The organism is Sphingomonas astragali (genome assembly GCF_051400615.1).
GTDB lineage: Bacteria > Pseudomonadota > Alphaproteobacteria > Sphingomonadales > Sphingomonadaceae > Sphingomonas.
Window position 1 is genome coordinate 1,544,519 of the sequence record NZ_JBLFFH010000001.1, and the last position, 13,392, is coordinate 1,557,910.

A 13,392-nucleotide genomic window follows, 5' to 3' on the forward strand; every position below is an offset into this window, starting at 1 on the left:
TGTCTTCTGCAACCCTGCTAACCGCCGGCCGTCCGGGCCGCAAGCGCAGCATACCGCATTTTCCAACAGGGCCGATTGACGGCCGCCGGGCCGCCCCTATGCTGCTCCGGAAACGATAGGAGAGCGGATGCGGTTCGAGGGCAAGCGCGCGGTCGTGACCGGCGGCGCATCGGGGATCGGGCGCGCGACCGCCGAGCGGCTGGCGAGCGAAGGCGCCGAGGTGTGGATCGGCGACATCGACGATGCCGGCGGCGAAGCGGCGGCGGCCGCGGTCGGCGGGCATTTCCGGCATTGCGACGTTAGCGATCCGGTCCAGATCGAGGCGCTGATCGGCGCGGCGGATGGGCTCGACCTGCTCGTCAACAACGCGGGCGCCGGCGGGTCGCGCGAGCGGATCGACGCCATCTCGGCCGAGGAATGGGACCGCACCCATGCGCTGCTGCTGCGGTCGGTGGCGATGGGCATCCGCTTTGCCGCGCCGCTGATGGCGAAGCGCGGAGGCGGGGCGATCGTCAACACCTCGTCGGTCTCGGCGTTCCAGTCGGGCGCGGCGCCGATCGCCTATTCGGTGGCCAAGGCCGGCGTGCTCCACCTGACCCGCATCGCCGCCGCCGAGCTGGCGCAGCACGGCATCCGGGTGAACGCGGTTGCGCCGGGCTTCATCACCACCAACATCTTCACCGCCTCGCTCGGCATCGACGGTGCGGCGCGCGAGCAGGCCAATGCCATGATCGCCGGCGTCGCCGCCCAGGCGCAGCCGATCGCGCGCGCCGGCCGGCCCGAGGACATCGCCGCCGCGATCGCCTATCTGCTGAGCGACGAGGCCGGTTTCGTCACCGGCACGCACCTGCTGGTCGACGGCGGCATGAACATCGGGCCGCGTCACAGCTGGGACCCGGCGGCGCCGAGCTTCTTCGACGCCATCGCCCAGGTCGCCGGCGCCAGGGCCGCGCGGCAGTGAGCGACATGGCACGCGGCGACGCTCCCGGTTCCGCGTTGCCGCCGGTGCGGCGGATCGGGCAGGGGACGATGCTCGCCTATGCCTTCGGCGCGGTCGCCTATGGCGTGAAGGATTCGGGGTTCGGCACCTTCTTGCTGCTGTTCTACAATCAGGTGGTGGGGCTCCCGTCCGCGACGGTCGGACTGGTGGTGATGTGTGCGCTGCTGATCGACGCGCTGATCGATCCGGCGGTCGGCTTCTTCTCCGATCGGACGCGCGGGCGGTGGGGGCGGCGACATCCGTGGATGTATGGGGCGGCGCTGCCGATCGCGATCGGCTGGGTGCTGCTGTGGCACCCGCCGGCGCTCAGCGAGCCGATGACGCTGGCCTGGCTGTTCGTGATGGCGGTGCTCGTGAGGAGCGCCGTCTCCTGCTACGAAGTCCCCTCGGTCGCGCTGACGCCCGAGCTCACAGCCGACTATGACGAGCGCACGCGGATCATGGCCTATCGCTACCTGTTCGGCTGGGCCGGCGGGCTGCTGATGCTGCTCGCGGCCTATCAGGTCTTCCTCGCGCCGACGGCGGAGCATCCGAACGGGCTGCTCAACCGCGCCGGCTATGCCCATTTCGCGATTGCGGGCGCGGTGCTGATGGCGGTGGCGATCCTCGTCTCCGCGTTCGGCACGCACCACGAGATCGAGCGGCTGCCGCGGCCCGAGGTGCGCGGGGGGACGCTCAAGAGCAGCTTCGCCGAGCTGGTGGCGACGGTCAGGAACCGCGCCTTCCTCATCCTGATGCTGGCCGGGGTGTGCGCCTACACCAACCAAGGGATCAGCTATGCGCTGTCCAACTATCTCTACAGCTATGTGTGGGGCTTCAGGGGGGCGACCTTCGTCTATCTGATGCTGGTGCTGTTCGCGGGCGTGATCCTGGCGTTCCTGCTGGCGCCGCGCGCCGCCAAGCGCTTCGGCAAGCCGCGCGCGGCGGGCGGGGCGGTGCTGGCGGCGATGCTGTTCCAGACCGCACCCTATTGGCTGCGGCTCGCCGGGCTGTTTCCCTCTCCCGACGAGGCGGCGCTGATCCCCGTGCTGTTCGCCTTCTACATCGTCAGCACCGCGCTCAGCGTATCGGCGTTCATCATCGGCGCGTCGATGATGGCCGACGTGGTCGAGGATTCGGAGACGCGCACGGGCCTGCGCTCGGAAGGGGTGTTCTTCGCCGGTTCCTTCTTCGTGCAGAAATGCACCTCGGGCATCGGCATCTTCCTGGCCGGCCTCATTCTGGCGATCGCCGGCTTTCCCGAAAAGGCGACGCCGGGGCAGGTGCCGGTCGGGACGATCGACCGGCTGACGATCGTGTTCAGCCTGATCTACCTTGCGCTGGCGGCGCTCTCGGCGGTGCTGTTCCTGCGCTTCCCGTTCGGCAAGGCCGAGCACGAGGCACGGATCGCGCGGCTGGCGCAGGAGTAGGCTCCCGTCCGGATCGGCGACGAGCCGTTCGCCAGCGGCGTTTCGGGCGGCGCGATACTGCGCGCGAGCGATCCGGAGCTGATGACCTTGGATCCCGCCTTCGCGAAGATGGCGATTGGGGGTAGGCTCTGCTCGTGTCCGAGCCCCTGCCTCTTCTCTATGCCCAACATCTCGCCCGCGATCGGCGGCGGTCGGCGCATACCGTACGCGCCTATCAGGCGACGGCGGAGCGGCTCGTCGCCTTTCTCCAGCAGCATTGGGGCGAGATGGTCGACCGGGCCGCACTGCGGCGGGTCACTCAGACCGACCTCCGCTCTTTCCTCGCCGCGCGCCGGAACGACGGTCTCTCCAACACCTCCGCCGCGCGCGAGCTGTCGGCGGTGCGCGGCTTCCTCGCCTTCGCCGGGGCCGAAGCGCCGCGGATCAAGGGGCCTCGCGTCAAGAAGGGCGTGCCGCGCCCGATCGCGCCCGACGAGGCGATCGCGCTCGCCGAGGACGTTGCCGAGGACGCCGCCGAACCCTGGATCGGCGCGCGCGACTGGGCGGTGCTGCTGCTGCTCTACGGCGCCGGGCTGCGCATCGGTGAGGCGCTGGGGCTGACCGGTGCGGTGCTGCCGCTGGGCGAGACGATGGCGGTCACCGGCAAGCGCGCCAAGACCCGCATCGTCCCGCTGCTCCCGCAGGTGCGCGAGGCGATCGAGCATTATGTCGCGCTCCAGCCCTGGGGCGTCGCCCGCGACGCCGAGCTGTTCCGCGGCGCCAAGGGCGGCCCGCTCTCGCCGGCGGTGGTGCGCCGGTCGGTCCGCGCCGCGCGCACCCGGCTCGGCCTCCCGCCCCGCACCACGCCGCACGCGCTGCGCCACAGCTTCGCGACCCACCTGCTCGGCCGCGGCGCGGACCTGCGCGCGCTGCAGGAGCTGTTGGGCCACGCCAGCCTCAGCTCGACCCAGGTCTACACCGCGGTCGACGCCGCGCACCTGCTCGACGTCTACCGCAACGCCCACCCGCGGGCGTGAGGCTATCCCGCTCGGACATCAGTGCTCCTGCGAAGGCAGGAGCCCAGGCCGCACGCGATACGCCCATGATCCAGCGCTCCTGCCTTCGCAGGAGCACGGCGCCGGCAGGCAATGGAGGATCAACCCTGCGGGCGCGGTTTCCAGGTGATCACGCGCCAGATGTAGGTCAGCACCAGCGCGATCACGACCACGGTCACGACCGGCCCGACATAGCGGTCGATCTCCTCGATATTGGTCCTCAGCCAATAGCCGGCGCCGACCAGGATCGCGTTCCACACCAGGCTGCCCGCCGCGGTGTAGGCGACGAACTTGCCGAACCCCATGTGCATGAGCCCCGCCGGCAGCGAGATCATCGTGCGGCCGAACGGCAGGAAGCGGAACACGAACACCGTCTTGCCGCCGTGGCGCAGGAAATGGCGGCGGAGGTTCTCGACGTCCTGCCACTCCATCGTCAGCCAGCGGCTCCAGCGGTCGATCCAGGGCTTCAGCCGCTCGTAGCCGAAGCGCCGGCCGATCTCGTACCAGAAGAGGTTGCCGAGCACCGTGCCGGCGGTGCCGACGGCGAGGATGCCCGCGATGTTCAGCCGCCCCTCCGCGGCAGCGATGCCGGCGATCGACATGATCACCTCCGACGGTACCGGCGGGATGACGTTCTCGAGCATCATCAGGAAGAAGATGCCCCAGTAGCTGACGAAGATCGGATTGTGGGTGAAGTCGAACATCAGCCGGCGCGCTCGGCCACCCGGCGCTCGATCGCCTCCCAGATCATCGCGCCGGTGTCGGTGCCGTTGAACCGGTCGATCGCGACGATGCCGGTGGGTGAGGTGACGTTGATCTCGGTCAGCCACTCGCCGCCGATCACGTCGATGCCGACGAAGATGAGGCCGCGCCGCTTGAGCTCGGGGCCGAGCGCCGCGCAGATTTCCTGCTCCTTTGGCGTCAGCTCGGTCTTCGCGGCTTTCCCCCCGACCGCGAGGTTCGATCGGATCTCGCCCTCGCCCGGGATGCGGTTGACCGCCCCCGCGACCTCGCCGTCGACCAGCACGATGCGCTTGTCGCCCTTGACGACGCCCGGCAGGAACGCCTGCACCATGTGCGGCTCGCGATAGGCGGTGTTGAACACCTCGATCAGCGAGGCGAGGTTCTGCCCGTCGCGCCCCACCTTGAAGATCGCCTTGCCGCCGTTGCCGTGGAGCGGCTTCACCACGATCTCGCCATGCGTGGAAAGGAAGGCACGCGCCTCCGCGAGGCTGCGGGTGATCAAGGTCGGCGGCATGAAGCGGGCGAAATCGAGCACCCACACCTTCTCCGGCGCGTTGCGCACGCTGGCGGGATCGTTGACCACCAAGGTCCGGTCGCCGATCCGCTCGAGCAAATGGGTGGCGGTGATGTAGCCGAGGTCGAACGGCGGGTCCTGCCGCATCAGGACCACGTCGACCTGGTCGCCGAGATCGAGCCGCACCGGTTCGCCGAAGCGGAAATGATCGCCCTCGACGCGCTGTACCGTCACCGGATGCGCCGCGGTCCAGACATGGCCGTCGGCGAAGTTCAGGTCCTCGGCCGCATAGTGGAACAGCCGGTGTCCGCGCGCCTGCGCCGACAGCATCAGTGCGAAGGTCGAATCGCCGGCGATATTGATCGATTCGAGCGGGTCCATCTGGACGGCGACACTCAGACCCATTCCCAACCTCCGTTCGCCCTGAGCTTGTCGAAGGGCGACAAGCGGCACCGTCACGACAATCGCCCTTCGACAAGCTCAGGGCGAACGGGAGTTAGGGATCGGAATCGATCCTGTCATCCGATCCACGCATTCTCGATATGCCGCGGCGCCGTGCGCGGGGCGAGCAGGATCACGTCGACGCGGATGTCGTCGCCGGGCCCGGCATAGCGCGGCATCAGATATTCCGCCGCCGCCGCGACACGCGAGAGCCGCCGCTGATCGATCGCGAAATCGAGCTCGGCGTCGCTGGCGCGGGACTTCACCTCGACGAAGGCGATCAGATTGCCCTTGCGCGCGATCAGGTCGACCTCGCCCGCGGGCGTCCGCACGCGCCGGGCAAGGATGCGCCAGCCCTTGAGCCGCAGCCACCACCCCGCGATCCGCTCGCCGCGCCGGCCGGCGGCTTCGGCGGCGCGGCGGTCACGCATCCTTCATCGCCATCGCCCGCGCATAGAGCTCGCGCCGGTCGAGCCCCAGCCGCTTCGCCACCTCCGCCGCCGCCTTGGACGCCGGCAGGCGCGCCAGCGCCTCCTTGAGCGCCGTATCCGCCTCCTCCTCGCTGGCTGGCGCCGGCTCGCCGGGCGGGGCGACGATCACCACGATCTCGCCTTTCGGCGGCGCATCGGCATAGCGCGCCGCCAGCTCGCCGAGCGTACCGGCCACGCATTCCTCGAACCGCTTGGTGATCTCGCGCGCGACCCCGGCTTCACGGTCGCCCAGCCCCTCCGCCAGCGCGGCCAGCGTCGCCGCCAGCCGCGGTCCGCTCTCGTACAGGATGAGCGTCGCGCGCACGCTCGCCACCTCCGCGATCGCCGTCGTTCGCGCGCCGGCCTTCGCCGGGAGGAAGCCGAGGAACAGGAACCGGTCGGTCGGCAGCCCCGTCAGCGTCAACGCCGCGATCGCCGCGCATGGGCCGGGGATCGTCGTCACCGGATGCCCTGCCGCCCGCGCATCACGCACCAGCTTGTAGCCGGGGTCGGAGATCAGCGGCGTCCCCGCGTCCGACACCAAAGCCACCGCCTCGCCCGCCATCCGCGCCACCAGGCCGGGCCGCACCGCCTCGGCATTATGATCGTGGTACGGCGTCATCGGCCGCTTGATGCCGAGGTGATTCAACAGCTTGGCGGTGACCCTGCTGTCCTCGACCGCGATCACGTCGGCGCCTTTCAGCACCTCCGCGGCGCGCGGGGAGAGGTCACCGAGATTGCCGATCGGGGTGGCAACGATGTAGAGGCCAGGAAGAAGTTCGGCGTTCATGAGGGGATTGTCTATGGCGGAAGCGGCGAGCAGGACGCAACGGCGCGGTGCAATCAAGCGGCTGATCGCGCTGGCAGGAGCTGCGCTGCTGGCGGGATGTTCGACGCTCGTGCCGAGGGCTCCGGCCCCCGAAGCGCCGCCGCCTGCCGCTCCGCCGTCCAAGGCGCCCGCCACCTCGACGCTGCCCGAGGACGTCGAACGCCACCGCGTCGCGCTGTTGGTGCCGCTCTCGGGCGCCAACGCCGCGGTCGGCCGCAGCCTCGCCAACGCGACCCAGCTCGCGCTGCTCGACACGCAGAACGAGCGCGTGCGCATCACCAGCTACGACACCGCCGCCGGCGCGGCCGCGGCGGCGAATCGGGCGATCTCCGAGGGCAACCAGCTCATCCTCGGCCCGCTCCTGTCGGAGGACGTGCGCGTGGTCGCTCCCATCGCCAAGCGCGCCGGGGTGCCGGTGCTGAGCTTCTCCAACGACGTATCGGTCGCGGGCGACGGCGTCTATGTGCTCGGCTACATGCCCGCCCAGTCGATCGGGCGGGTGGTCGACTATGCCCGCAAGAGCGGCATCACCAGCTTCGCCGGACTGATGCCCAAAGGCCTCTACGGCGAGCGCGCGTCCAATGCCTTCCTGCGCGCGGTCGAGGGCGCCGGCGGCCGCGTGGTGACGATGCAGACCTACGACCGCAGCGCCGGCTCGATCGCCGCCGCGGTCGGCCGGATGCCCCGGACCTCGCCGTTCCAGGCGGTGCTGATCGCCGATTCGGGCGGCACCGCGGCGCTGGCGGTGCCGGTGATCCGCCGCAACGGCGGGGCTTCTGCGCGCATCCTCGGCACCGAGTTGTGGAACACCGACACCTCGCTCGGGCGGCAGCCGGCGCTGAACGGCGCCTGGTTCGCCAGCGTCTCGGACACGCTCTATCGCCAATATGCCACCAAGTACCGCGCGCGCTTCGGCAGCGCGCCCTATCGCCTGTCGAGCCTCGGTTATGACGCGGTGCTGCTGACGGTACGCATCGCCCGCGATTGGCGGGTCGGCACGCGCTTCCCGCAGAGCGAACTGGGCGACAGCGGCGGCTTCGCCGGGCTCGACGGCGCCTTTCGCTTCGGCCGCGACGGCGTGGCCGAGCGGGCGCTCGAAGTGCAGGAGGTGCGCGGCGGGACGACGGTGACGGTATCGCCGGCACCGTCGGGATTCGCGCGATAGGCGGCTAGGGCCGCACGATCGCCTTCAGGATGCCGTCGAGCAGCAGCACGCCGTCATCCGTGACGGCAAGGCGCGGGCCGCTCCATAGCAACAGACCTTCCATGACGAGCCGGTCCACCGCCGCCTCGTCGAGGACCGCCGGATCGGGCTCGACTCCCTCGGCGAGCCGCAGTCCCATCAGCAGCGCTTCGACCGCCTGGGTGCGCGCGTCGAGCGGGTCCTCGCTCTCGATGCCATGGCTGTTGCGGTCGATCGCGGCGAGCCAGTTCTCGGGCTTCCTCCGGCGAAAGGTCGCGAGCCCGCCACGCCGCCCATGCGCACCGGGGCCGATGCCGGCGTAGTCGCGGTAGCGCCAATAGGCGAGATTGTGGCGGCTCTCCGCGCCCGGCCGCGCATGGTTCGACACCTCGTAGCGCGGCAGGCCGGCGGCGGCGGTCAGCGCCGCGGTCGCCTCGAACAGCTCGGCCGCCGCGTCGCCGTCGGGGACGTGCAGCTCGCCCTTCGCGGCGAGGGTGGCGAAGCGCGTGCCCGGCTCGATGGTGAGCTGGTAGAGCGACAGATGCTCGGTCCCGAACGCGAGTGCACGGGCGAGCTCGGCCTCCCAGGCGGCGAGGTCCTGGCCCGGCCGGGCATAGATCAGGTCGAAGCTCACGCGCGCGAAGGCGTGCTGCGCGGTATCGAGCGCCGCCAGCCCCTCCGCCACGCCATGCGCCCGGCCGAGGAAGGCGAGCGCCGCATCGTCGAGCGCCTGCAGCCCCAGCGACACCCGGTTGACGCCGGCCCGTGCGAGGTCGCCGAAGCGGGCCGCCTCGACCGAGGAGGGATTGGCCTCCAGCGTGATCTCGACGTCGTCCGCGAACCCCCAGGCCGTATCCGCTGCCTCCAGCACCGCCGCCACCGTCTCCGGCGGCATCAGCGAGGGCGTGCCGCCGCCGAAGAACACCGATCCCAGCCGCCGTCCCGGCAGCAGCGCCGCCTCATGCTGCAGGTCGGCGAGCAGCGCCTCGCGCCAGCGCGCCTGGTCGACCTCGTCGCGGACATGGCTGTTGAAGTCGCAATAGGGGCATTTCGACACGCAGAACGGCCAATGGACGTAGAGCGCAAGCGGCGGGGCGGAGGTCATGTCACGCGCGATAACGATCGGGCAAAGATCGGGCAAAGCTGATCCTGCTACGGGCCGGCGCCGGGTGCGTGTCCGTTCGGGAGTATCTCATGCGTTTTCGTTCGATCCTCATCGCTGCCGCCGCGTCGGTCATGGCCAGCCCGGCGGCCGCGCAGACCGACCACGACTCGGCGGTCTGGGTCAACATCACCGCGATGGGCTCGCTCGACGATCGGCTGGTCTATTTCGCCGAGGTCCAGCCGCGCGTGACCGACGACGTCGCGCGGCTGTCGCAGCTGCTGCTGCGCGGCGCGATCGGCTACCGGCTCACGCCGGAGATCACCCTCTACCAGGGCTATGCCCATATCGAGGAACCGAGCGGCGCCGGCATCCCCGGCCGCAACGAGGAGCGCAGCTTCCAGCAGCTCAGCTGGTCGCTGCACAAGGCGGGCCGCTCCGACCTGTCCTCGCGCACCCGGTTCGAGCAGCGCTGGCGCTCCGACGCGGGCGGCATGGCGCTGCGCCTGCGCGAGATGCTGCGCTACGAGCACGCCCTGAGCGATCGCGAAAGGAGCGTCGGCGCGCTGGTCTGGGCTGAGGGCTTCTGGGGCCTCAAGTCGGGCGGCTGGGCGGTGGAGGAGTTCGACCAGCTGCGCAGCTTCGTCGGCGCGGTCATCCCGCTGCCGGGCAAATCGACGCTCGAGGCCGGCTACATGAACCAGGTCCGCGATGCTCCAGGCGCACGGACCAACATGGCGCACATCGCCTCGCTGACCGCTTTCATCCGTTATTGAGGGGGGTTGTCGGGCGTTCATGCGGCCCCGGCTAGGATCGCGGCCATGATCGGGCAGAAGCTGATCCCCGTCCTGGCCGCGCTGCTGGCGGCCTGCTCGTCGGATGCGCCGCAGCGCGTCGTCGAGCCGCGCCCGTTCGACGGGAACGCGCCGCGCGGGGCGGCGCTGCTCCAGCGGGCGGTGATGACGATGCACAATGCCGCGCGCGCCTCGGTCCGCCAGCCGCCGCTCGTGTGGGACGAGGGTCTCGCCGCCGCTGCCGCCGCCTATGCGCAGGAGATGGCGCGCACCCGCCGCTTCGAACATTCGCCGCAGCCGCGCGGCAATCCCAATCAGGGCGAGAACCTCTGGACCGGCACGCGTGGCGCCTACCGCTACGACGAGATGGTCCAGCACTGGCTCGACGAGCGGCGGAACTTCGTCAACGGCCCGATCCCGAACGTCAGCCGTACCGGCCGCTTCGGCGATGTCGGGCACTACAGCCAGATCATCTGGTCGCGCACCACCCGCGTCGGCTGCGCGATGGCGTCGAACCGCCGCGACGAATATCTGGTTTGCCGCTACCTGCCCGCTGGGAACCTGGTCGGCGAGCGGGCCTTGCCGTGAGATCCCAATCTTTTGGCTCCTCCCCTTCAGGGGAGGGGCTTATGGTCACTAGAACACCGCCGCTACCAGCTGCCGGAACGCATCGGCCCGGTGGCTGATCGCGTGCTTGGTGTCCGGGTCCATCTCGCCGAAGGTCTGGTCGTAACCATTGGGCACGAACATCGGATCATAGCCGAAGCCCTTGTCCCCGCGCGGCGGCCACACCAGCGTGCCGTCCACCCGGCCCTCGAACCACTCGACGTGCCCGTCCGGCCAGGCGAGCGCGAGCGCGCAGACGAAATGGGCGTCGCGCGGCGGATTGGGTCCGGTCGCGGCGATGTTGCGCTCGACCAGCTCCATCGCCATCCGGAAGTCCCGATCCGGCGCCCCCTCCGCCGGGCTTCCATCGACGCCGCGCGCCGATGGAACCTTGTAGCCCGGCTCCGCCCAGCGGGCAGAGAAGATGCCGGGCTCCCCGCCCAGCGCCTCGACGCACAGGCCGCTGTCGTCTGCCAGCGCCGGCAGGCCGGACAGGTCCGCCGCCTGCAGCGCCTTGAGCTCGGCGTTGGCGACGAAGGTCGTCCCCGTCTCCTCCGGCTCGGGCAGGTCGAGCGCCTTGGCCGAGACCGGCTGCACGCCATAGGGCCCGAGCAGCGCCTCGATCTCGCGCACCTTGCCGGCATTGTGGCTGGCGATCACCAGCTTGCCGGGCCGCAGCTTGCGGATCGCCTGGGGCGCGTCGCCTTCGCCGCTCACCGCCCGGTCGCCCCATGCACTGCCGCGTCCTGGGCCGCGAAAATCTGCACGCAGCCGATCCGCGCGAGCCGAAGCAGCCGCAGCAGCCCCTCCTCGTCATAGCAGGCGCCCTCGGCGGTGGCCTGCGCCTCGGCGATCTTGCCGTCGTCGAGCAGCACGAAATTGGCATCGGCCTCGGCGGTCGAATCCTCGGGATAGTCGAGGTCGAGCACCGGCACGCCCTGATAGATGCCGCAGCTCACCGCCGCGACCTTGTGCCGGATGGGATCGACCGCGATCAGCCCGCTCGCCAGCAGCTTGTCGACCGCGAGCCTCAGCGCCACCCAGGCACCCGAGATCGAGGCGGTGCGCGTGCCGCCGTCGGCCTGGATCACGTCGCAGTCGAGCGTGATCTGCCGCTCACCGAGCAGCTTGAGGTCGGTGACGGCGCGCAGGCTGCGGCCGATCAGCCGCTGGATCTCCTGCGTGCGGCCCGACTGCTTGCCCTTCGCCGCCTCGCGCTGGCCGCGGGTGTGGGTGGCGCGCGGCAGCATCCCGTATTCCGCCGTCACCCAGCCTTCGCCCTTGCCGCGCAGGAACGGCGGCACCCGCTCCTCGACGCTGGCGGTGACCAGCACCCGCGTGTCGCCGAAGCCGATCAGCACCGATCCCTCGGCATGGCGCGTGAAGTTCGGTTCGATGGTGATGGCGCGCATCTCGTCGGGCGCGCGGCCGGAAGGTCGCATGAAGGTCTCCGTAGCGGTTGAGAGTGCCCCTAGACGGACAACACCGGCCGCGCCACCTTTCCGTTCGCCCTGAGTTCGCCCTTCGGCAAGCTCAGGGCGATCGGGAATGGAATGATCGGGAAAATTGCCTAAGTTCACTCGCATGACCTCCTCGATCACCGACCTCACCGATCGTGCGCGGGACGTGTTCCGGCTGGTGGTCGAAGCCTATCTGGAAACGGGCGCTCCGGTCGGATCGAAGACGATCTCGCTGCTGCCGGGGCTCAACCTGTCGCCGGCTTCGATCCGCAATGTCATGCAGGACCTGGAGGAGGCCGGGCTGCTCGCCGCGCCGCATACTTCCGCCGGGCGGATGCCGACCGAATCGGGCCTCAGGCTGTTCGTCGACGGCATGATGCACGCCGTCGCGCCCACCGCCGAGGAGCGTGCCGCGATCGAAGCGCGCATCGCCGACGCCGGCCCGATCGAAGAGGCGATCGCCGCCACCACCGCGGCGCTCTCGGGCCTGTCCTCCTGCGCCGGCCTGGTGCTGGTGCCCAAGCGCGAGCCGGTGCTGCGTCAGTTCAGCTTCGCGCCGCTCAGCCACGACCGGGTGCTGGCCGTGCTGGTCGGCGAGGACGGATCGGTCGAGAACCGCGTCGTCGACCTGCCGCCCGGCATGACGCCCTCCGCGCTCGAACAGGCTGCCAATTACCTCAGCGCCGCGCTTTCCGGCCGCACGCTCACCGAGGCGCGCCAGCGCATCGCCCGCGAGATCGCCGATGAACGCGCCCGGCTCGACCGCTTCACCCGCGCGCTGGTCGAGCGCGGCCTTGCGGTATGGAGCGAGGACCCGGGCCATCGCCCGGTGCTGATCGTGCGCGGCCAGGCCAACCTGATCGATCCCGCCGCCGCCGCCGACCTCGACCGCGTGCGCGGCCTGCTCGACGAGCTCGAGGGCAAGGAGGAGATCGCCCGCCTGCTCGACAGCGCGCGCGAGGCCGATGCCGCGCGCATCTTCATCGGCTCGGAGAACAAGCTGTTCGCCCTGTCGGGCTCCTCGGTGATCGCGCAGCCGGTTCGTGCGTTGGACGGGCAAGTGGTCGGCGTGGTCGGCGTGATCGGCCCGACGCGGTTGAACTATGCGCGCGTCGTGCCCATGGTGGATTTCACGGCGGCGACGTTGGCGCGCCTGCTCAGTTGAGTTTCAGAAAAACGGACGCAATGAACGACGAGACCAAGAACCAGTCCCCGACGAACGGGGAGGAATTGACCGCGGAGACCGTGGACCTGCGCGAGGAAACCGCGGAGGCCGCTCCCGAGGTCGCCGATCACGACCAGATCGCCAAGCTCGCCGAGGAGCTGGCGGAAGCGAAGGCGGCGGTGCTCTATGCGCGCGCCGATGCGCAGAACGCGCTGCGCCGCGCGGAGAAGGAGCTGCAGGACGCGCGCGCCTATGCGGTGACGGCGTTCGCGCGCGACCTGCTGTCGGTCGCCGACAATCTCGCGCGCGGGCTGGCGGCGATCCCCGCCGAGCTGCGCGAGGACGAGAAGCTCAAGGGCCTGGTGACCGGCATCGAGGCGACGGGCCGCGAGCTCGACAACGTCTTCGCTCGCCACGGCATCGCCAAGATCACGGCGATGGGCGAGAAGCTCGACCCCAACCGTCACCAGGCGATGCTCGAGATCCCGAGCGCGGAGGCGGAGCCCGGCACGATCGTGCAGGAGATGCAGGCCGGCTACATGCTCAAGGACCGCCTGCTCCGCCCGGCGCTGGTGGGTGTTGCCAAGGCGGCGGGATAAATTTCGATCCTCCCCGTGCCGGGAAGGATCGCGTAAAGCACG

15 protein-coding genes are annotated in these 13,392 nt (G+C 70.3%); 8 read left to right on the forward strand and 7 right to left on the reverse strand.

Annotation, left to right across the window (positions count from 1 at the left end; genetic code table 11):
- Positions 1–127 precede the first annotated feature (127 nt).
- The 3 genes from ACMGER_RS07490 to ACMGER_RS07500 all read left to right on the forward strand — a co-directional run bounded on the left by ACMGER_RS07490 (position 128) and on the right by ACMGER_RS07500 (position 3,425).
- Complete coding sequence (locus ACMGER_RS07490; protein ID WP_436811455.1) at positions 128–961, forward strand: SDR family NAD(P)-dependent oxidoreductase; 834 nt, start codon at positions 128–130, stop codon at positions 959–961.
- 5 nt (positions 962–966) lie between these two features.
- Positions 967–2,409 carry an MFS transporter gene (locus ACMGER_RS07495; protein ID WP_436811702.1) on the forward strand — a complete coding sequence of 481 codons (1,443 nt, stop codon included), beginning with the start codon at positions 967–969 and terminating at the stop codon, positions 2,407–2,409.
- A 134-nt stretch (positions 2,410–2,543) separates the two neighbouring features.
- The gene (locus ACMGER_RS07500; RefSeq protein WP_436811456.1) at positions 2,544–3,425 is read left to right on the forward strand and encodes a tyrosine recombinase XerC; all 882 of its coding nucleotides are present in this window, start codon (positions 2,544–2,546) and stop codon (positions 3,423–3,425) included.
- A 119-nt stretch (positions 3,426–3,544) separates the two neighbouring features.
- Here ACMGER_RS07500 and ACMGER_RS07505 read toward each other — a convergent pair whose 3' ends face one another.
- The 4 genes from ACMGER_RS07505 to rsmI form a co-directional block, all read right to left on the reverse strand.
- On the reverse strand, positions 3,545–4,147 hold the full coding sequence (locus ACMGER_RS07505; RefSeq protein ID WP_436811457.1) for a DedA family protein: 603 nt from the start codon (positions 4,145–4,147) through the stop codon (positions 3,545–3,547).
- A complete protein-coding gene (gshB, locus tag ACMGER_RS07510; RefSeq protein ID WP_436811458.1) occupies positions 4,147–5,106 on the reverse strand; it encodes a glutathione synthase in 960 nt (319 codons plus the stop codon). Before gshB ends, ACMGER_RS07505 begins: the two co-directional genes overlap by 1 nt.
- Before the next feature lie 113 nt (positions 5,107–5,219).
- Positions 5,220–5,573 (reverse strand): YraN family protein, encoded by a 354-nt coding sequence (locus ACMGER_RS07515; protein WP_436811459.1) that lies wholly within the window; start codon positions 5,571–5,573, stop codon positions 5,220–5,222.
- The gene (rsmI, locus tag ACMGER_RS07520) at positions 5,566–6,402 is read right to left on the reverse strand and encodes a 16S rRNA (cytidine(1402)-2'-O)-methyltransferase (RefSeq protein WP_436811460.1); all 837 of its coding nucleotides are present in this window, start codon (positions 6,400–6,402) and stop codon (positions 5,566–5,568) included. Before rsmI ends, ACMGER_RS07515 begins: the two co-directional genes overlap by 8 nt.
- A 13-nt stretch (positions 6,403–6,415) precedes the next feature.
- Here rsmI and ACMGER_RS07525 point away from each other — a divergent pair, with 13 nt between their 5' ends.
- Entirely contained in the window at positions 6,416–7,606 is a 1,191-nt protein-coding gene (locus ACMGER_RS07525) for a penicillin-binding protein activator (protein WP_436811703.1), read from the forward strand.
- Positions 7,607–7,610: 4 nt separating this feature from the next.
- Here the strand turns inward: ACMGER_RS07525 and hemW are convergent, their stop codons facing one another.
- Entirely contained in the window at positions 7,611–8,729 is a 1,119-nt protein-coding gene (gene hemW / locus ACMGER_RS07530) for a radical SAM family heme chaperone HemW (protein ID WP_436811461.1), read from the reverse strand.
- A gap of 89 nt (positions 8,730–8,818) precedes the next feature.
- Between hemW and ACMGER_RS07535 the strand changes: the two genes are divergently transcribed.
- Positions 8,819–9,502 carry a DUF2490 domain-containing protein gene (locus ACMGER_RS07535; protein ID WP_436811462.1) on the forward strand — a complete coding sequence of 228 codons (684 nt, stop codon included), beginning with the start codon at positions 8,819–8,821 and terminating at the stop codon, positions 9,500–9,502.
- A 45-nt stretch (positions 9,503–9,547) separates the two neighbouring features.
- A complete protein-coding gene (locus ACMGER_RS07540; RefSeq protein ID WP_436811463.1) occupies positions 9,548–10,108 on the forward strand; it encodes a CAP domain-containing protein in 561 nt (186 codons plus the stop codon).
- A 48-nt stretch (positions 10,109–10,156) separates the two neighbouring features.
- Here the strand turns inward: ACMGER_RS07540 and rdgB are convergent, their stop codons facing one another.
- On the reverse strand, positions 10,157–10,843 hold the full coding sequence (gene rdgB / locus ACMGER_RS07545) for an RdgB/HAM1 family non-canonical purine NTP pyrophosphatase (protein ID WP_436811464.1): 687 nt from the start codon (positions 10,841–10,843) through the stop codon (positions 10,157–10,159).
- Positions 10,840–11,568 carry a ribonuclease PH gene (rph, locus tag ACMGER_RS07550; RefSeq protein WP_436811465.1) on the reverse strand — a complete coding sequence of 243 codons (729 nt, stop codon included), beginning with the start codon at positions 11,566–11,568 and terminating at the stop codon, positions 10,840–10,842. Before rph ends, rdgB begins: the two co-directional genes overlap by 4 nt.
- 142 nt (positions 11,569–11,710) lie before the next feature.
- Between rph and hrcA the strand changes: the two genes are divergently transcribed.
- Both hrcA and grpE read left to right on the forward strand, forming a co-directional pair.
- Positions 11,711–12,751 (forward strand): heat-inducible transcriptional repressor HrcA, encoded by a 1,041-nt coding sequence (gene hrcA / locus ACMGER_RS07555; RefSeq protein ID WP_436811704.1) that lies wholly within the window; start codon positions 11,711–11,713, stop codon positions 12,749–12,751.
- 20 nt (positions 12,752–12,771) lie between these two features.
- On the forward strand, positions 12,772–13,350 hold the full coding sequence (grpE, locus tag ACMGER_RS07560; RefSeq protein WP_436811466.1) for a nucleotide exchange factor GrpE: 579 nt from the start codon (positions 12,772–12,774) through the stop codon (positions 13,348–13,350).
- Positions 13,351–13,392: the final 42 nt, after the last annotated feature.